Consider the following 17402-nt stretch of genomic DNA (forward strand, 5'->3'; position numbering starts at 1 on the left):
CGCCGAGATATCAGGTCGCCATCACTCGCCGAGGCCGGCAAACAGTGCGGTGGAGAGATAACGTTCTGCGAAAGACGGGATGATCACCACGATCGTCTTTCCGGCATTTTCCGCACGGCTGCCGACCTTGATCGCAGCGGCCAATGCGGCGCCGGATGAAATGCCGACCGGAACGCCCTCGAGGCGGGCGACAAGACGGGCAGTCTCGAAGGACTCGTCATTGGTGATGGTGACGATCTCGTCATAGATCGTGGTGTCGAGGATGGCGGGTGCGAAGCCGGCGCCGATGCCCTGGATCTTGTGCGGGCCGGGCGCGCCGCCGGAGAGCACGGGGCTGTCGGCCGGTTCGACCGCGATGACCTTCACGCCTGGCTTCCTTGCCTTCAGCACCTGGCCGGTGCCGGTGATCGTGCCACCGGTGCCGATGCCGGATACCAGGATGTCGATGGCGCCATCGGTGTCGTTCCAGATTTCCTCGGCGGTGGTCTTGCGGTGGATCTCCGGATTGGCCGGGTTTTCAAACTGTTGCGGAATGATCGAATCGGGCGTGGCCTCGGCCAGTTCCTGCGCCTTGGCGATGGCGCCCTTCATGCCCTTCGGCCCTTCGGTCAGGACCAGTTCGGCACCAAGCAGTGCCAGCATCTTGCGGCGTTCGATCGACATGGTCTCGGGCATGGTGAGGATCAGCCGATAACCCTTGGCGGCGGCGGCAAAGGCCAGCGCAATGCCGGTATTGCCAGACGTCGGCTCGATCAGGGTCGTCTTGCCGGGCGTGATCTTGCCTTGGGCTTCAAGGCTCTCGATCATCGCGACGCCGATACGGTCCTTGACCGAGGCGATCGGGTTGAAAAACTCAAGCTTGGCTAGAAGGTTGGCCTTGACGCCCTTCTCCCGGGCGAGCTTGTCGAGGCGGACGATCGGCGTGTCGCCGATCGTGTCGGTGATCGAATTGTAGATACGGCCGCGGCCGGGCTTCTTGGCATTCGTCATGTGTCGCTCCCTGCAGAAAATGCTTGTTGGAGAGAACGATAGGCCGAAACACGCAGAACTGCCAGAACCTCCGGTCTAAGTCTCGATCGATGTTGGAAAAAATGACCTGCCGCGGTTGCTGTTGCGCAATCCCTGTTTTAGGCGCTGCGCGTGGCGATGTAAGCGGCTGTACCGGCGAGAATGCCTGCCGCCGAGCGGTTGAGTGTCTTCAGCGCCGAGGGCCGCTTCAGCAGCGTGCGCGCCTGGGATGCGAGCAGGATATAGGGAATGAGAACGGCCATCAGCACGACGAAGGTCAGGCCGACCAGCAACGCGTAATCCGCGATCCCGATAGCAGCAAGCGGGAGCAGCGTCGGCACCAGGGCAATGTAGAACAGCATGGTTTTCGGGTTTCCGAGGGTGACCAGCAGCCCGGCCAGGAAGGAGAGGCCAACATGGGTCGAGCGCTGTGCCTCGATGGACTGGGGCAGCAGACCGGCAGTCCAGAGCTTCCAGGCGATATAGACCAGATACATCGCGCCTGCGATCTTGATCACCAGAAATGCTGTGGCAAAAGTTTTGGCGACCAGCGCGAGCCCGAGGATCACGGCGGTCAGATAGACGAGATCGCCGAGGATCAGGCCGAGACCCATGAAAAAGGTCGGGCGAAAACCGGAGCCCAGCGCCCGCGCGACGATGGCGGTCATGCCAGGTCCAGGAATGGCTGCAGCGATAAACAGCGCGCCACAATAAGCCAGAACGGTCGTCAGCGTCATGGGCAGTCCTCCGTATTTTCAATCGTCCGCGCGGAGCAATTGATACCATCCGCGGCGAGGCCGTACCAAGCGGCCGGAACGTCGATCCAAACCCACTTCCGATCCATGTCGTTGCTCGGCCAGAATCTAGATTTTTGCTTCCCGAAACCGCGCCGGTTCCGAATGCATAAAACGGATCACTAGCGCTACCGATCGAGACTTGCAACGGTGACGCGATGCCCCGTTGCCGTGTCGGCGCAACCGGGCCTATATCGAATACGATGATCACGGAGCCGCATCATGCCGACTTTGCCGACGCTTCTTGCCTTCGCCTTGATCTGCCTTGGCATGGTGCTGACACCCGGTCCGAACATGATCTATCTGGTCTCGCGCTCGATCTGCCAGGGACCCGCAGCCGGTCTTGTCTCCCTTGGCGGCGTGGCCCTTGGTTTCCTGTTCTACATGCTGATGTCGGCGCTCGGCATTACCGTCCTGCTGATGGCCATACCGTTTGCCTATGACGCGCTGAAACTGGCCGGTGCTGCCTATCTGGTCTGGATGGCCTGGCAGACCGTGCGCCCCGGCGGCCGGTCGCCCTTCCAGGTGCGCGACCTACCGAAGGATGGACCGCGCAAGCTGTTTGCCATGGGGCTCGTCACCAGCCTGCTCAATCCGAAGGTGGCTGTGCTGTATCTGTCCTTGCTGCCGCAGTTTATCGATCCGTCCCTTGGCAGCGTCTTTCTGCAGTCGGTCATGCTGGGCGCGACCCAGATCGTTATCAGCGTCTCGGTTAATGCGATGATCGCGGTGATGGCCGGTTCTATCGCCCTGTTTCTCGCCGGCCGTCCGCTCTGGATGATCGCCCAGCGCTGGCTGATGGGCACGGTGCTGGCCGGGCTCGCCATCCGCATGGCGACCGAGGCGCAGCGCTGATCATCAAGCCATTGTCGGCATGCGGCATTTGCCAACGCATGGCGGGCCGCGCTGCCGAAGCGCCATCTTTCGCCAATTCTTGAGTAAGTTTCAGAATTCGGCCATCGGCGACAGCATCACCGGCCGCGGAAGCGTGGAAAGTTCGAACCCTTTGATCATCAGGGCGCAGGAGCCCTCATAGATTTGCGGTTCACCCTTCCAGTTCAGGCGATCGGGTGGAAACAAGACTGCGACCTCTTTCGCCGGAAGGCCGAGCGCGGTCGTGATCTCGGCAAGCGGCGGGATGTGCCGGGCGCCGATGTCGAGCAGCTGTAAAGTGTTGTCATCGGTCATTTTCCAGGCGATGACCGCGTTCAAGGCAGGCAGGAAACTGAGGCGGATGCCGGGGTCGAAGCAGGCATTCAGCAGAAACATCTCGGATTGCCGGGCAACCGCGAAAAGGTTTGAAACAGGTTGCCGTTCGCAGAGTATGCGCTGGACGAGCGCCAGATCCTCGGGCCGTGTCAGGTCGAGCTCGCGGGCGTCGGTGCGCGCTATGTCGGACGTCGGCACTTTGCCGCAAAACTGGAATTGCGGCACGACGTGAAAACCATAACGTGCGTAGAGGTCCGGCTTGTCCGTCAACAGGATGCCCGCCTCAAATCCCGCTGCATCGGCCCAGGAAAATGCCCGGCGCATCAGGTCTCGGTACAGGCCTTGTCCCCGAAAGTCTGGCCGAACGGCACCCGATTGGTAGCCAGCCGCTTTGACGGTGCGCCCGCCGATGACCAACGGCATGGAAAAGGCGGAAAAATTGGCGACACAACGGTCCGGGTCATCGAAATAGCCGAACGGCATGGAGGATGGATCAGGGCCGCCAAGACGGTTCTGCAATCCGATGTCGATACCGAAAATGTCCTGCAGCAGAGCGACCAGTCCGCGGAAAGCGACCGGATCGCCGAAATAATCCTGCCGGAATGTGAGAGTGCCCGGCACGGTCTTGTCCTCAAACGCCGGTCGAGCCGAAGCCGCCGGTGCCACGCTGGGTGCCGGATGTCTCGCTGACTTCGGCAATCCGTGCCTGCGTGACCGGCGCAATCACCATCTGCGCAATGCGCATGCCGCGGCTGATGGTGAAATCCTCGTCGCCGAGATTGATCAGCAGCACCTTCACTTCGCCGCGATAATCGCTGTCGATCGTGCCGGGCGTGTTGAGGCAGGTGATGCCGTTCTTGAAGGCAAGGCCGGAGCGCGGGCGGATTTGCGCCTCGTAACCGTCCGGGATTTCGAAGATGAGGCCTGTGGGCACCAGGGCCCGCTTGCCGGGTGAAAGCACCATCGGCGCGTCATCTGCAACGGCTGCACGCAGATCCATGCCGGCGGCGCCGCGTGTCTCATAGGCTGGCAGGTCGATGCCCTCCGCATGGGGCAGACGAAGCAGATTGAGCGTCGGGCGGATGTCGTGATGTGCTGTCATGCCCCACTAGTTTCCCCTAGCCGGGCCGAGGTCAATTGCAATGCGGGGGTTTAGACGCTAGATAGCGCCCAACTCCACAGGATTCACACCATGGCCGAAACGCTCGCAGAGGCGGTCTCCCGCCGCCGCACATTCGCGATTATCGCTCACCCGGACGCAGGTAAGACCACGCTCACCGAAAAGCTGCTGCTGTTCGGCGGCGCCATCCAGCTTGCGGGCGAGGTCAAGGCGAAGAAGGATCGTATCCAGACCCGATCGGACTGGATGAAGATCGAGCGCGAGCGCGGCATTTCGGTCGTGACCTCGGTGATGACCTTCGAATACAATGACAAAGTCTTCAATATTCTCGATACGCCGGGTCACGAAGACTTTGCCGACGATACCTATCGCACGCTGACCGCCGTCGACGCCGCCGTCATGGTCATCGACGCGGCCAAGGGCATCGAGCCGCGCACGCTCAAGCTGTTCGAGGTCTGCCGCATGCGCGACATCCCGATCATCACCTTCATCAACAAGATGGACCGAGAGAGCCGCGACCCCTTCGAGATCCTCGATGAGGTCGAGGAAAAGCTGGCGCTCGACACAGCACCGATCACCTGGCCTGTCGGCCGCTCCAAGACGTTCAGCGGTTCCTACAATCTGGTGGAAAACACCTTCCGCGGGTCCGACAAACAGGTTGAAGGCCTGCCGGTCAACAGCCCGGCCAATGTTGCCGAGCAACTCCCGGAAAACGAGCGCGCCGCCTTCATCGAAGAATTGGAGCTTGCCCAGGAAGCCTGCCGCCCGTTCGACAGGCAGGCCTTCCTCGAGGGCCACATGACCCCGGTCTTCTTCGGCTCGGCGCTGAAGAATTTCGGCGTGCGCGACCTGATCAATGCGCTCGGCGATTTCGCCCCGCCGCCGCGCGACCAGGTGGCTGACATACGCACCGTGCATGCCGCCGAAGACAAGATGACGGCCTTCGTCTTCAAGATTCAGGCCAATATGGATCCGAACCACCGCGACCGTATCGCTTTTGCCCGTATCTGCTCCGGCAAGCTCGAGCGTGGCATGAAGGCGCGGCTGGCCCGCACCGGCAAGCAGATGGGCCTGACGGCGCCGCAGTTCTTCTTCGCCTCGCAGCGCCAGCTCGCCGACACGGCCTATGCCGGCGACGTGGTCGGCATTCCGAACCACGGGACCTTGCGCATCGGCGACACGCTGACCGAAGGCGAGAACCTTGTCTTCCAGGGCGTGCCGAATTTTTCGCCGGAAATCCTGCGCCGCGTGCGCCTCGAAGATGCGATGAAGGCGAAGAAGCTGAAGGAAGCCCTGCAGCAGATGGCCGAAGAAGGCGTCGTGCAGCTGTTTTCCCCGGAAGACGGCTCGCCCGCGATCGTCGGTGTCGTCGGCGCTCTACAGCTCGACGTTCTGAAGGAGCGACTGGCTGGCGAATACACGCTGCCGGTCTCCTTCGAGATGTCGCGTTTCTCGGTCTGCCGCTGGATTTCCTCCGATCAGCCTGCCGAACTCGACAAGTTCATGACCCAGCGCCGTGGCGATATCTGCCGCGACCTGGACGGAGATCCGGTGTTCATGGCGCAGGACGCGTTTTCGCTGCGCTACGAAGCTGAGCGTTATCCGGCGATCAAGATGGTCGCGATCAAGGAATATCACGTCGCCAAGGCGGCGTGATATTCCGTGAACTTCGGCGCGGGGCGCTTCCAGGCTTCCCGCTGATGCGCCCCGTCAGCCCGCCCGCACGATCTGCATGCCGCCATCGGCGTCGACATGGACCCGCACGTTTTCGTAGCTGGCCAGGCTCGGATGCCTTGTTTCCATGGCATGACTGTGGGTCGCTGTGACCACCATGACATCTGAGCCCGCAGCCTCGCCCGCCAAGACGCCGGCCATGACATCTTCAAACACCAGGCAGCGGGCAGGATCGACGCCGAGATGGCTTGCGCCGAGCAGATAGCCGGCGGGATTGGGCTTGCCGATCTTGACATCCTCGGCGGTGATGATCGTCGGCGGTTGTGGCAGGCCGGCGGCCTCGATGCGTGCCCGGGCCAGAAGGGCCGGGGCAGATGTGACGATCGCCCAGCGCGCGGGAGGCAGGCCGTTGAGGAAGTCGATTGCACCGGGGATGGCCACAACGCCTTCGACATCCTCGATTTCGCCGCGCTCGATTTCCAGGGCTTCCGCGACCGCATCGACACCGGGCAGGGCGAGCCCGCGGATCGTGTCGATGCCGCGCTTGCCATGCATTGTCGGCAGGAAGGCCGCAACGTCGAGCCCGTGCCGTGCCGCCCATTTCCCCCAGACTCGTTCGGCGGCCGCAATGGAGTTGAGCAACGTCCCGTCCATGTCGAACAGGAAGCCGTTGTAACGTTTGTCAAAGACGGTGTTCTGGGCGGAGGTCAATCGCGAAATCCTTGAGATGTGGGAACAGGCAGATTACGCACGTAGCTATTTTTGACTGTTGCCGCAAATGGTTCGGTGCGCTTCGCGGGGCATCCGGCGTTTCACATGACAGCAGCACGGCCTTGGTCTAGAACATCATAATTGAGAGACAGGGGCGTTCGTCGAGAGATGGACTGAGAAGCACCCTTTGAACCTGAACCAGATAATGCTGGCGGAGGGAGTTGCTCGGGACGATTTCAGGATTGACTTCGCGATCCGTCCCACCAACTGCCCCGCTTAAAAAGGGGTGTCCGTGAAAACCAGTTCCACTTCTATCGCAAACGTCCTGTCGATTGCCGGATCCGATCCGTCGGGAGGTGCCGGGATCCAGGCCGACCTGAAGACATTTTCGGCGCGTGGCTGTTACGGCATGGCGGCGATCACGGCGTTGACGGCACAGAACACCCAAGGGGTTTCGGCTGTGCAGGCGCTGGATCCCGGTTTTGTCGCCGAGCAGATCCGGATGGTTTTTGCCGATGTCCGGGTCGATGCGGTGAAAATCGGCATGATTGCCAACGCGGGCATTGCCAGTGCAATTGCGGGCGCGCTCAGGCCGCATCGCGGAATTCCTGTCGTGCTGGACCCGGTGATGATCGCCAAGGGCGGCGCCTCACTGCTGGACCCAGAGGCTGTTGCGGTATTGCGGGATGAGCTTTTGCCGCTGGCAACGCTGCTCACTCCCAATCTGCCGGAAGCGGCGGCTTTGCTCGGTGAAGCCGAGGCCGAGAACCGCCGCGTGATGGAATCGCAGGCGGTGCGGCTGGCTGTGGGTGGCGCGGCAGCTGTGCTGTTGAAGGGTGGACATCTTGCCGCCGCCGACAGCCCCGATCTCCTGGTCCTGGGTGAGAGCGTCCACTGGTTCGAAGCGCCGCGCATTGAAACGAAGAACACCCATGGTACAGGCTGCTCGCTGTCGAGCGCGATTGCTGCCGAACTTGCCAAGGGGCTCTCGCCGTATGATGCCGTCGCGGTCGCTAAGGACTGGCTGGCTGAAGCTGTCCGTTTGTCGGGGACGTTGTCGGTCGGTTCTGGCCATGGCCCGGTTCACCACTTTCACGCGCTCTGGCAATAGCGCGATTGGGCCCCTATTCCCCGGATGATGCGGGAATATCGCGGATGTCGCTCACCCATTGCAAAGCCGATCCTGTCCAGCTCTGATGGTTGGGTGTCAACGCCTGACGTTGATCGACCGTGCCGAGACGAATGGCGATACTGCTGCCGGTAGCGTCGACCCGCCAGAGGGGTGAGCCACAGGTATCGCAGAAAAACTGGTCGCTCGGCCTGCCGCTATCCGCGACCTTGCGATACCGCCGTGCGGTACCGGCAAGGACGCGGAAATTATGCGGTTCGACGCCGACGCTGACCCGGTAGGCACCACCCGTCAGCCGCTGGCAATCGACGCAGTGACAGATGCCGACCTCTTGAGGATCGACGTCGGCTTCGTAGCGGATGGCGCCGCAGTGGCAACTGCCGGTGATGAGCATCGTCCATCTCCCACAAAAAGAAAACCCGGCGGAGGGGGCCGCCGGGCAAGGGGAACTTGACTACCTAAGCCTTGCGGCTGTGTGATTAATGATCGACCTTGATAAAAGTTCCATTCTGCAATTCCTGCATGGCCTGCATCAATTCCTCGCGCGTGTTCATCACGATCGGACCGTGCCAGGCGACAGGCTCCTTGATCGGCTTGCCGGTGACCAGAAGGAATCGGATGCCCTGTTCCCCGGCCTGGACCGTAATTTCGTCGCCGGTGTCGAACACCACCAATGTGCGATTGCCCGAGAGGTCTCTGATATTGAGCTCCTCGCCCATGTATTCCTTCTCGACCTTCACCCCGAATGGCGAGGACGCGTCGCGAAAACTGCCGGAGCCTGCAAAGATATAGGCGAAGGCTGAACGGTAGGTGTCGACCGGAATGGTCTTGCGTTTGCCGGGCGGCACTGAAATGTCGAGATAGACCGGCTCGGCTGCAATGCCATCGACGGGACCGGCCTTGCCCCAGAAGTCGCCGGAAATCACCCGGACCGCGGTGCCGTCATCATCGACCACGACGGGAATGTCGGCGGACTTGATGTCCTGGTAGCGCGGCGCGGTCATTTTCAACGACGAGGGCAGATTGGCCCAGAGCTGGAAGCCGTGCATGCGGCCGGCAAAGTCGCCCTTGGGCATTTCCTGATGCATGATGCCGCTGCCGGCGGTCATCCACTGCAGGTCGCCCGCGCCGAGCAGGCCGCGATTGCCCAGGCTGTCGCCATGCTCGACCGTGCCGGCCAGCACATAGGTGATGGTTTCGATGCCGCGATGCGGGTGCCAGGGGAAGCCGCGAATATAATCGGACGGACTGTCGTTGCGGAAATCGTCCATCATCAGAAAGGGGTCGGTCATCGACGGATCGCCGAAGCCGAAGACGCGGTGCAACTTTACCCCGGCACCTTCCATGGTGGGCGTGGCGCGGCTTTCATGCTTGACGGGTCGGATCGACATCGGATGCTCCTTTGAGCGTGTACGCGGTTGACACCAATATAGCCGAACTTCGCCAAAGCCGAAGGCGGGCGCCGGGAACGCGGTGTTCACAATATTCGCCGAGGTTCGAAAAACAGGCGGCCGCTCACAAAACTCAATTGTGCAGTGCAGAAAGTGATTGCGGCAATCGTCAAAATTCTGTCATCAATGTCGCGACGTTTACAAATCATTAGCCAATCGGTTGAACACTGACGGAAAGCGCGCAGACACCGGATCGGCAGCTTGCAGGAGTTGTGAAAACGCATGTGTCGTTGGGCAGCCTATCGCGGCGAAGCGATCTACCTTGAAGAACTGGTCACCTCACCGGCGCATTCGTTGATTGAGCAATCCCATTGCGCCACCCGCGCCAAGACAGCCACCAATGCGGATGGCTTCGGCATCGCCTGGTACGGCGACCGCCCGGAGCCTGGCCGTTTCCGCGATGTGCTTCCCGCCTGGTCCGATTGCAACCTGAAGAGCCTTGCCAGCCAGATCCGGTCGCCGCTGTTTCTGGCGCATGTCCGCGCAGCCACCCACGGCACGACCCGCCGCGACAACTGTCATCCCTTCGTTAACGGCAACTGGTCCTTCATGCACAACGGCCAGATCGATCATTTCGATCGTATCCGCCGGCCGATGGAAACCATGCTCGATGACGAACATTTCCACGCCCGTGTCGGCACCACCGATTCCGAGCTGCTTTTTCTGCTTGCCCTGCAGTTTGGCCTGAAAGAAAGGCCGATTGCCGCCATGAGCGAGGCCGTGGGCTTTGTCGAGCGCATGAGCATGCACATGACCGGCGAAGCGCGTGTACGCTTCACGGCGGCCTTCTCCGACGGCCGGACGCTCTATGCCGTGCGTTATTCGACCGACGCTTTCGCGCCGACGCTCTATGCAGCCCCGATGGGCGACAAGGGCGGTTACTGTCTCGTCTCCGAGCCGCTCACCGACGAGACCGACAAATGGGTCGAGATTCCGGCCAGTAGCGCGGTGATCCTCAGTGAAAAAGGTCTCGATGCGGTCGAGTTCCGCCCGTCCGCCGACGACGCGCGTTTGCCTGAACCGGCACGGGTGCCGGCAATGGCGCTCTGATCGCGTCTCGGCAACCAAATCAGCGGTTGATCGCCAGTTAAAGGGGAATACCCAGTTCGATGCGCAGCTTGCGTGTCATGCCTGCGCTGACCAGGCCATAGGAACGACGCAGATACTCTGCGGCCTCCTCTGCGGTCAAAGTCGATACCGGTGAAACAGAGACCCATTTACGCTTGGCGAAATAGGGAGCCTGCTCGATTCCTTCCAGCGCGGTCAGGATCTCGAAGCTCTCTTCGGTGACTTTGAATGTCAGCCGGTTTTCCGCATCGGTGATCAGGCCGAATACCTTGTCTCCAACCTTGGCAACAGTTGATTCCCATTGATCGATCAGCGAGGTGCCGGGCATCGCCTCGACGAAGTGCCGAAATCCGGTGCGGCTGAAAAGGCTCATGGTTTTGCTCCACCAATCTGCGTCGCGATCCAGAGCGCCAACCGCTCGGCGACCTCGTCCTTCGACAGGTCCGGCCACGCTTCCACACCGGTCTTCGAGATCAGCCGCACGCTGTTGCGATCTCCGCCCATGATGCCGGTTTCAGGTGAGACATCGTTGGCGACAATCAGATCGGCACCCTTGCGCTCAAGCTTGGCGCGACCGTTTTCCTCCACGTTCTGGGTTTCGGCCGCGAAACCGACCACCAGTTGCGGTCTCTGCGCGTGATGGCCGATCGTCTTGAGGATATCCGGGTTTTCGGCAAGCTGCAGGGGAGGCGGCGCCTCTCCAGGCTGCTTCTTGATTTTCTGGCCGGAGGAACTCACGACGCGCCAGTCGGCGACGGCGGCGACCATGACGGCGATGTCGGCAGGAAGACTTGCAATCACGGCGTCACGCATTTCCTCGGCCCGCTCGACATGTTGGGTATTTACGCCAGCTGGGTCGGGAATGCTTACCGGTCCGGAGACGAGGGTGACATCCGCGCCGAGCCTCGCAAGGGCCGCTGCGATCGCATGGCCCTGTTTGCCGGAAGAGCGATTGGCAATGTAGCGCACCGGATCGATCGGCTCATGCGTCGGGCCTGATGTCACCACCGCCTTCCGGCCCGCGAGTGGCTTCGGTCGCGACAGAAGGTTTTCGACGGCAGCGACAATATCGAGCGGTTCGGCCATACGGCCAAGGCCACGCTCGCCGCTTTCCGCCATTTCGCCTTCGAGCGGACCGACCACATCCACGCCGTCATTTTTGAGCACTGCCAGATTGCGCTGCGTGGCGGCTGCGGCCCACATTTTAGGGTTCATTGCCGGCGCGATCAGGATTGGGCGGTCACTGGCCAGGAGCACGGTCGACGCGAGATCGTCGGCCATACCATGCGCCATCTTGGCCATCAGGTCGGCGGTCGCAGGTGCGACGAGCACAAGATCGCAGTCCCGCGCCAGTCGGATATGGCCGACATCCTGTTCGTCTTCTCGGGAAAACAGCTCCGTGTAGACATGGCCGGACGAGAGTGCGCCGACAGCCAGTGGCGTGACGAACTCCTGGGCGGCTCGGGTCATGACCGGCCGCACCACCGCGCCGCGTTCGCGCAGCCTGCGGATGAGATCCAGGCTCTTGTAGGCAGCAATGCCGCCGGCAATGATCAGGAGAATGCGCGTGCCGTCCAGGGTCATGCAAAGGGTCCCGTTTCTGTCGGCGCGACCCTATCGCAATTCACCGACGAGGCAAATGTCGGCAGATTATTGTGGTAAATACCGCGAGGATCAGCTCGTCGGATCCAGTTGAAGCGGCACCTCGGCCACCGTGCCTGTCACACCGTCCAGATAGTGCAGGCCGGCACCTAGTGTCGATGCCATGGACTTGACGATCCGGCTGCCGAGCCCGGTACCTGTGGGCGCGCTGGCTGGATCGATGCCGATTCCGTCATCTTCAACCCGCAGCAGCGCCTCCGTGTTAGACAGCCGTTTCAGATGCACGCGGATGTCGCCACCACCGCCATGAGGATAGGCATATTTGAAGGCATTGGTGACAAGTTCCGTGACGATCATGCCGACCGAGACAGCCTTGTCCGCCGTCAGCGAAATCGGGTCGGCATCGAGCAGCAGCCGGACGGGTTTCTCAAGGCTATGCAGCGTGTTGAACAATTCGGCCGTCAGGCGGCCGAGGTATCGGTCGAGTTCGACCCGGCTGACGTCCTCGGAGGTGTAAAGGCTGCGATGCATGCCGGCGATTGCGGAGATTCGGGCCTGGGTTTCCGCTAGTTCCGCCTTCACCTCCTCGCTCTTGGCACTTGAAATCTGCAGCCGGAGCAGGCTTGCGACCAGCGCCAGGGAGTTTGCCACGCGATGGTTGACCTCCGCGAGCAGGGCCTCTGCCCGCTCCTTGCCGAGCCGGATTTCCTCATCGGCACGTTCCTTTGCTGCGCGCAACTGGGCATTCGACACCGATTGCTCGATGGCGCTGGCAAGCAGCGGCAGGAAATCGTCGCTGACCGACTTGATGACATAGTCGGCGGCGCCCGCCTTGATCGCCTCGATGGCGATCTGCGCCTCGTTCGATCCGGTCACATAGACAACCGGCATATGGAAACCCTGCGCGCGCAAATGCGCCATGACTTCATGGCCGGTGGTCTGGCGCAGATAGTGGTCGAGCACGATTGCGTCGAAATTGCCGTCTTGGAGCAGGGTCAGCGCGTCATCAGCCGTTTCGGCATGGGCCACTTCATGACCCAAGCGACCAAGCGACTTCTGCACCAGCCGGACGATGGCTGCGTCGTCGTCGATATAGAGGACGCGGAAGCTCATCGTCATAACACCAGGTTCAAGGGATCTGCATGACCGAGAAGAAAAGTCCGAGCTGACGGATGGCGTTGGCGAAATTGTCGTAATCGACAGGTTTGGTGATATAGACATTGGCCCCAAGGTCGTAGCACCGCTGTATTTCGCGTTCGTCATCCGTCGTGGTGAGGATGACAACGGGCAACCGTCGCGTATGCGGATTGGATTTTACTTTTTCCAGAATGTCTGTGCCGGACATATCAGGCAGGTTGAGGTCGAGAAGGATCAGCAGGTAACGGTCTTCCGAAACCTTGCCGCTACGATCTTTTCCCAGAATGAAATCAAGGGCATCGGTGCCATTGGTAAACGGCACGATGTCGTTGTTCACCCCGGCCCGTCGCACATTCTTTTCGATCAGACGGGCGTGACCCTCGTCATCTTCGACCATCACGATCGTGACTTCTTTACCCACCGCTTTCATCGTCAACTCCGTACCAAGCGTGAAAGATCAGATGGCAGTCGCAGAACAAAAGTCGACCCTTCACCCAGGCGCGAAGAAACAGTGATTTCCCCGCCAAGGTTCCGGGCCAGAGACCGGACATGGGCAAGACCGATGCCTTCGCCGGTCTTGTCCTGCTGGCCCGCGCGACGAAAAAGCTCGAACACACGTTCCTGATCCTGCTCTGCAATGCCGCGGCCGTTATCCTGAACCTCGATCCGCACCATATGCCTGCCTTCCGGCACGGTACGGACCGCAAGTTCAAGCGGCCGCTCCGGGTGCTTATACTTGATGGCATTGTCGAAAAGGTTACCAAGGATCTGCTCGACAGACAGGCGGTCGGTCACCAAGTTCGCCGCTTTGACGTCAAGGGACACCTGCCCGTCGCCCTCGCTGATCTGGTGGTGAAGACTTGCCGCAATGGTTTCCAGCATGGTCTTCAGTTCGACTGGCTCCGGCTTCAACTGCCGCCGACCATCGCGCGAAATCTTCAGGATCGCGTTGATCAGTCCGTCCATCTTCTTGGTCGACGAACGAATGAAGCCGATTGCCTCCGGCAGATCCTCCGAGGCGGCCAGACGCGCATCGCGGATCATTTCCTCCGACACGGATGTTCCGTCGGCGAGCACATAGGCTTGCAGCGATTTGAGCGACGTATCCAGTTCGGCCGTGAAGCCCATGATGTTGACCAGAGGCGCCCTGAGGTCATGGGTGACAATATAGGCAAAGCGCTGGATTTCCTGGTTTGCCTGCATGAGGTCCTCGGTGCGCTCGGAAACGCGGGCCTCCAGACCGGCATTCAGGTGCTCAACTTCGCGCCGAGCTTTCAGAAGTTCGCGTACGTGCTGGTAGACGATCACCATTGCACCGCCCATCACGGCGAGAATGGCGATGCCACCACCCACGGTAATCCATTGCAACTGCGTTGTCGCTTCAACCTGATCGCGAACGCCCTGATCGACATTGCTGTCCGACTTCTGCTTGAATTCGTCAACAATGGCACGGATCTGGTCCATCACCTCTCGACCGACTTCTGTCTGCACCAGCCGGATGGCTGCATCACGCTGGCCTGACTTGACGAGCTCGATGGTCCGCGCCATTTCGCTGAGCTTGCTCTGCACCAGCCGTTCCAGTTCCGGCATTTGCTCCTGCTTGATAGGACGCCCGCGAACCCGTTGCGACAACAGTTCGAGATTGCTGTTCATCCCGCTCAAAGCCTGGTCGTAGGGTGCAAGAAAGCTATCGTCCTGCGTCAGGATATAGCCGCGCTGGCCGGTTTCAGCATCGATCAGGTTCTGAATCAGATCGGCTGATGTCCGCCGGATATCGCGTTCGACAATAATGTAGTCGAACGTCGCGCTGGTTTTTTCAACCAAACCGAACGTGGCAAAAACGATGCCGAGAAGGATGCCGGTGCCGATCAGCATGAAAAGAACGGTGGACCGGACGAATCCGGCGTGAGTGGCGGACATGAAACTCCTGAGGAAACAAATGGGCATAATTATCGACTAAACGCGAAGCCCGGCCTCTTGTTCCACCGATTAAACAAAAAAACTTGATGGATCTATAAATGCCTCAGGAGAGCTGCACCGCAATGGCCACAAGCGATACCGCGATGACCCACAAGGCTAGCCGCCCGTCGCGCGTGTGCCGTGCCTCCGCTTTGCCGATCGCCTCTGCAGTCTGCGGATCAAAGCGCAGGCCTTCCTCACTCATGCGCATGATTTCGGCGTGGAATTTCTCGGTCTTCGTCGCAATCTCGGGCAGCGCTTCGGCCAGTCGCATGGCCGCCTTGGCGCCATCCTTCAGGTCGGTTGCAATGCGTTTCGGGCCAAGGTTGTCTCGAATCCACTGTGAAACCACCGGGTCTGCCGCCTTCCACATATTGAACTGCGGATTGAGGATGCGGGCCACACCTTCGACCACCACCATGGTTTTCTGCAGCATCACCAGTTCGGGGCGCGTTTCCATGTCGAAGATTTCGGTGATCTCGAACAGCAGCGTCAAAAGCTTGCCCATCGAAATGGTCTCGGCAGGCTGCCCGTGGATCGGCTCGCCGATCGCCCGGATCGCCTGGGCAAAGCTTGCGACATTGTGATGGGAGGGCACGTAGCCCGCCTCGAAATGCACCTCAGCCACGCGCAAGTAGTCGCGGGTGATGAAGCCGTAGAGGATTTCGGCGAGAAAACGCCTTTCCTTCTTTCCAAGCCGTCCGGCGATGCCCATGTCGACGGCGACAATCATCCCGTCCGCGTCGACGAACAGATTGCCGGGATGCATGTCGGCGTGGAAGAAGCCGTCGCGCAGTGTGTGGCGCAGGAAGGACTGGATCAGCGTATCGGCGAGAAGATTGAGGTCGAGCCCCGACGCCTGTAGCGCCGCCACGTCCGACATCTTGATGCCGTCGATCCACTCCATGGTGACGACGTCGCGGCCGGTCCGTTCCCAATCGACCTTTGGTACGCGGAAGCCCGGGTCTTTCTGGGTGTTTTCGGCAATTTCCGACAGCGCCGCCGCTTCAAGCCGAAGGTCCATTTCGACCTTGGTCGTCTGTTCCAGCGTGCGGGTCACCTCGACCGGGCGAAGACGCTTCGTATGCGGCAGAAATTGCTCCTGCAGACGGGCAACGAGATACATGGCCTCGAGATCGTCCGCAAAGCGTTTGCGTACGCCAGGCCGGATGACTTTCACGGCAACCTTGCGGGGCCCGTCTGGCGTCATGACCTCGGCTGGATGCACCTGCGCGATCGAGGCGGCAGCGATCGGCTCATCGAAGCGGATGTAGAGATCCCCGATCGTGCGACCGAGAGCCCCCTGGATCGTCGATTTGGCATCCGCGGTCGGAAAGAATTCCATCCGATCCTGCAGACCTGACAGATCCTCTGCAAACTCGGCCCCGACGACATCCGGTCGGGTCGCTAGAAACTGGCCGATCTTCACATAGGATGGTCCGAGACGTGCGACAGCACGGGCAAGCCTGTCGGAGCGCTCTGCCTGTTTGGCACGCCTCCGGGCAAGCGGCCCCAGCAGTGCCTTGCCGAAGCTGGCGAGTGGAGGCAGTCCTTCAGACGGAAGGGCGGCAACGACCCCCTCCCGAACAAGCACCCAGCCAACCCGCGCGAGGCGGAAATATGCGCCGATCGTGCTCATGAATGTCAGATTTTCCAGCCGGAATGCAGGGCGGCGATGCCGCCGGTGTAATTGGTGAACTTGACGTTCGAGAAGCCTGCCGTGCTGACCATCTTGGCGAAATCATTCTGGTTCGGGAACTTGCGGATCGACTCCACGAGATACTGATAGGGTTCCGCGTCTCCGGTGATCATCTTGCCGAATTTAGGGATCGCATTGAACGACCACGCATCATAGACCCGGTCGAGCAGCGGCAGGTCCACTTCGGAAAATTCCAGCACCAGCAGCCGTCCGCCGCGTTTCAGTACGCGGAAGGCTTCCGACAGGGCAACGTCGATGCGCGGAACATTGCGGATGCCGAATGCGATCGTATAGGCGTCGAACGTATTGTCGTCGAAAGGCAGGCTTTCGGCATTGGCCTCGACGAAGGTGAGCTTGTCGGAAAGCCCCTTCTTTTCAGCGCGTTCCGCGCCGACACCAAGCATCGAACCGTTGATGTCGAGCACAGTCGCATGCGCCAGCCGCTTCGATGCCTCGACGATGCGAAATGCGATATCGCCCGTGCCGCCGGCAACATCGAGCACCTTGTAGTCGGGATCCTTACGCGGATTGAGTGCTGCAATCATCGCGTCTTTCCAGACGCGGTGCAGCCCGGCCGACATCACGTCGTTCATGATGTCGTAGCGCTTGGCAACCTTGTGGAAGACATCGTTGACCAGGCCCTGCTTTTCCTGCTCGTCGACCTGGCGGAAACCGTAGGAGGTTTCCATGCCGCCATCGGCGGAAATGCGGCTTGCAGTCATCGGTTCACTCCACTTGGCGACAGGTCGCTGGACCATAGCGAAAACGGCCGGCACGCGCTATCTGCGCTATATCAGCCCCATAGGCTGGTCTATAGACCTTAAAGAATGCGGTTCAAACA

The 17402-nt window shown here is 60.7% G+C and carries 18 protein-coding genes and 1 riboswitch; of the genes, 4 read left to right on the plus strand and 14 right to left on the minus strand.

The features are described from left to right. Positions 1-21: 21 nt before the first annotated feature. Complete coding sequence (gene cysK / locus LQ231_RS04200; RefSeq protein WP_113143040.1) at positions 22-990, minus strand: cysteine synthase A; 969 nt, start codon at positions 988-990, stop codon at positions 22-24. Between the two features lie 137 nt (positions 991-1127). Then, complete coding sequence (locus tag LQ231_RS04205) at positions 1128-1745, minus strand: LysE family translocator (RefSeq protein ID WP_230170409.1); 618 nt, start codon at positions 1743-1745, stop codon at positions 1128-1130. A gap of 279 nt (positions 1746-2024) precedes the next feature. Between LQ231_RS04205 and LQ231_RS04210 the strand changes: the two genes are divergently transcribed. Beyond that, positions 2025-2657, plus strand: coding sequence for a LysE family translocator (locus LQ231_RS04210; RefSeq protein ID WP_230170410.1), 633 nt, complete (start codon positions 2025-2027; stop codon positions 2655-2657). A gap of 90 nt (positions 2658-2747) precedes the next feature. On the opposite strand, the gene LQ231_RS04215 is transcribed toward LQ231_RS04210, so the two are convergent. Beyond that, entirely contained in the window at positions 2748-3632 is an 885-nt protein-coding gene (locus LQ231_RS04215) for a GNAT family N-acetyltransferase (RefSeq protein ID WP_230170411.1), read from the minus strand. 10 nt (positions 3633-3642) lie between these two features. After that, positions 3643-4113, minus strand: coding sequence for a dUTP diphosphatase (gene dut / locus LQ231_RS04220; protein ID WP_230170412.1), 471 nt, complete (start codon positions 4111-4113; stop codon positions 3643-3645). A 90-nt stretch (positions 4114-4203) separates the two neighbouring features. Here dut and LQ231_RS04225 point away from each other — a divergent pair, with 90 nt between their 5' ends. Beyond that, positions 4204-5787: a peptide chain release factor 3 gene (locus LQ231_RS04225; protein ID WP_113143044.1), complete on the plus strand. Its 1584-nt coding sequence runs from the start codon at positions 4204-4206 to the stop codon at positions 5785-5787. Positions 5788-5841: 54 nt separating this feature from the next. Here LQ231_RS04225 and LQ231_RS04230 read toward each other — a convergent pair whose 3' ends face one another. Beyond that, positions 5842-6516 carry an HAD-IA family hydrolase gene (locus tag LQ231_RS04230; RefSeq protein ID WP_230170413.1) on the minus strand — a complete coding sequence of 225 codons (675 nt, stop codon included), beginning with the start codon at positions 6514-6516 and terminating at the stop codon, positions 5842-5844. A gap of 140 nt (positions 6517-6656) precedes the next feature. Then, a riboswitch (TPP riboswitch) is annotated at positions 6657-6753 on the plus strand. Positions 6754-6808: 55 nt separating this feature from the next. Here LQ231_RS04230 and thiD point away from each other — a divergent pair. Next, positions 6809-7627 carry a bifunctional hydroxymethylpyrimidine kinase/phosphomethylpyrimidine kinase gene (thiD, locus tag LQ231_RS04235; RefSeq protein ID WP_230170414.1) on the plus strand — a complete coding sequence of 273 codons (819 nt, stop codon included), beginning with the start codon at positions 6809-6811 and terminating at the stop codon, positions 7625-7627. Positions 7628-7640: 13 nt separating this feature from the next. Here thiD and LQ231_RS04240 read toward each other — a convergent pair whose 3' ends face one another. Next, positions 7641-8039, minus strand: a complete 399-nt coding sequence (locus LQ231_RS04240) for a GFA family protein (RefSeq protein ID WP_230170415.1) — start codon at positions 8037-8039, stop codon at positions 7641-7643. An 85-nt stretch (positions 8040-8124) separates the two neighbouring features. Continuing rightward, the gene (locus LQ231_RS04245) at positions 8125-9036 is read right to left on the minus strand and encodes a pirin family protein (protein ID WP_230170416.1); all 912 of its coding nucleotides are present in this window, start codon (positions 9034-9036) and stop codon (positions 8125-8127) included. A 282-nt stretch (positions 9037-9318) separates the two neighbouring features. Here LQ231_RS04245 and LQ231_RS04250 point away from each other — a divergent pair, with 282 nt between their 5' ends. Then, positions 9319-10146: a class II glutamine amidotransferase gene (locus LQ231_RS04250; protein ID WP_113143048.1), complete on the plus strand. Its 828-nt coding sequence runs from the start codon at positions 9319-9321 to the stop codon at positions 10144-10146. Positions 10147-10183: 37 nt separating this feature from the next. Here LQ231_RS04250 and LQ231_RS04255 read toward each other — a convergent pair whose 3' ends face one another. The 7 genes from LQ231_RS04255 to ubiE all read right to left on the minus strand — a co-directional run bounded on the left by LQ231_RS04255 (position 10184) and on the right by ubiE (position 17283). Continuing rightward, complete coding sequence (locus tag LQ231_RS04255; protein ID WP_230170417.1) at positions 10184-10537, minus strand: MmcQ/YjbR family DNA-binding protein; 354 nt, start codon at positions 10535-10537, stop codon at positions 10184-10186. After that, positions 10534-11748, minus strand: coding sequence for a bifunctional phosphopantothenoylcysteine decarboxylase/phosphopantothenate--cysteine ligase CoaBC (gene coaBC, locus LQ231_RS04260; RefSeq protein ID WP_230170418.1), 1215 nt, complete (start codon positions 11746-11748; stop codon positions 10534-10536). The genes LQ231_RS04255 and coaBC overlap by 4 nt, the downstream gene beginning before the upstream one ends. 90 nt (positions 11749-11838) lie before the next feature. Continuing rightward, complete coding sequence (locus tag LQ231_RS04265; RefSeq protein WP_230170419.1) at positions 11839-12879, minus strand: histidine kinase dimerization/phosphoacceptor domain -containing protein; 1041 nt, start codon at positions 12877-12879, stop codon at positions 11839-11841. 16 nt (positions 12880-12895) lie between these two features. Beyond that, positions 12896-13333 (minus strand): response regulator, encoded by a 438-nt coding sequence (locus tag LQ231_RS04270; RefSeq protein WP_113143052.1) that lies wholly within the window; start codon positions 13331-13333, stop codon positions 12896-12898. Positions 13334-13335: 2 nt separating this feature from the next. Continuing rightward, positions 13336-14823 carry a CHASE3 domain-containing protein gene (locus LQ231_RS04275; RefSeq protein WP_230170420.1) on the minus strand — a complete coding sequence of 496 codons (1488 nt, stop codon included), beginning with the start codon at positions 14821-14823 and terminating at the stop codon, positions 13336-13338. 103 nt (positions 14824-14926) lie between these two features. After that, a complete protein-coding gene (gene ubiB / locus LQ231_RS04280) occupies positions 14927-16501 on the minus strand; it encodes a 2-polyprenylphenol 6-hydroxylase (protein ID WP_230170421.1) in 1575 nt (524 codons plus the stop codon). 5 nt (positions 16502-16506) lie between these two features. Then, the gene (gene ubiE / locus LQ231_RS04285; protein ID WP_230170422.1) at positions 16507-17283 is read right to left on the minus strand and encodes a bifunctional demethylmenaquinone methyltransferase/2-methoxy-6-polyprenyl-1,4-benzoquinol methylase UbiE; all 777 of its coding nucleotides are present in this window, start codon (positions 17281-17283) and stop codon (positions 16507-16509) included. Positions 17284-17402 lie beyond the last annotated feature (119 nt).

Source organism: Rhizobium sp. CECT 9324 (assembly GCF_918741265.1).
GTDB lineage: Bacteria > Pseudomonadota > Alphaproteobacteria > Rhizobiales > Rhizobiaceae > Allorhizobium.

Excerpts from the sequence above, each read along its gene's own strand:
- LQ231_RS04275 (WP_230170420.1), bottom strand. The coding sequence starts at position 14,823 with ATGTCCGCCACTCACGCCGGATTCGTCCGGTCCACCGTTCTTTTCATG.
- LQ231_RS04210 (WP_230170410.1), top strand. The coding sequence starts at position 2,025 with ATGCCGACTTTGCCGACGCTTCTTGCCTTCGCCTTGATCTGCCTTGGC.
- LQ231_RS04205 (WP_230170409.1), bottom strand. The coding sequence starts at position 1,745 with ATGACGCTGACGACCGTTCTGGCTTATTGTGGCGCGCTGTTTATCGCT.
- LQ231_RS04240 (WP_230170415.1), bottom strand. The coding sequence starts at position 8,039 with ATGCTCATCACCGGCAGTTGCCACTGCGGCGCCATCCGCTACGAAGCC.
- cysK (WP_113143040.1), bottom strand. The coding sequence starts at position 990 with ATGACGAATGCCAAGAAGCCCGGCCGCGGCCGTATCTACAATTCGATC.
- ubiB (WP_230170421.1), bottom strand. The coding sequence starts at position 16,501 with ATGAGCACGATCGGCGCATATTTCCGCCTCGCGCGGGTTGGCTGGGTG.
- coaBC (WP_230170418.1), bottom strand. The coding sequence starts at position 11,748 with ATGACCCTGGACGGCACGCGCATTCTCCTGATCATTGCCGGCGGCATT.
- LQ231_RS04225 (WP_113143044.1), top strand. The coding sequence starts at position 4,204 with ATGGCCGAAACGCTCGCAGAGGCGGTCTCCCGCCGCCGCACATTCGCG.
- LQ231_RS04270 (WP_113143052.1), bottom strand. The coding sequence starts at position 13,333 with ATGAAAGCGGTGGGTAAAGAAGTCACGATCGTGATGGTCGAAGATGAC.
- LQ231_RS04255 (WP_230170417.1), bottom strand. The coding sequence starts at position 10,537 with ATGAGCCTTTTCAGCCGCACCGGATTTCGGCACTTCGTCGAGGCGATG.
- LQ231_RS04265 (WP_230170419.1), bottom strand. The coding sequence starts at position 12,879 with ATGAGCTTCCGCGTCCTCTATATCGACGACGACGCAGCCATCGTCCGG.
- LQ231_RS04245 (WP_230170416.1), bottom strand. The coding sequence starts at position 9,036 with ATGTCGATCCGACCCGTCAAGCATGAAAGCCGCGCCACGCCCACCATG.
- LQ231_RS04250 (WP_113143048.1), top strand. The coding sequence starts at position 9,319 with ATGTGTCGTTGGGCAGCCTATCGCGGCGAAGCGATCTACCTTGAAGAA.
- ubiE (WP_230170422.1), bottom strand. The coding sequence starts at position 17,283 with ATGACTGCAAGCCGCATTTCCGCCGATGGCGGCATGGAAACCTCCTAC.
- dut (WP_230170412.1), bottom strand. The coding sequence starts at position 4,113 with ATGACAGCACATCACGACATCCGCCCGACGCTCAATCTGCTTCGTCTG.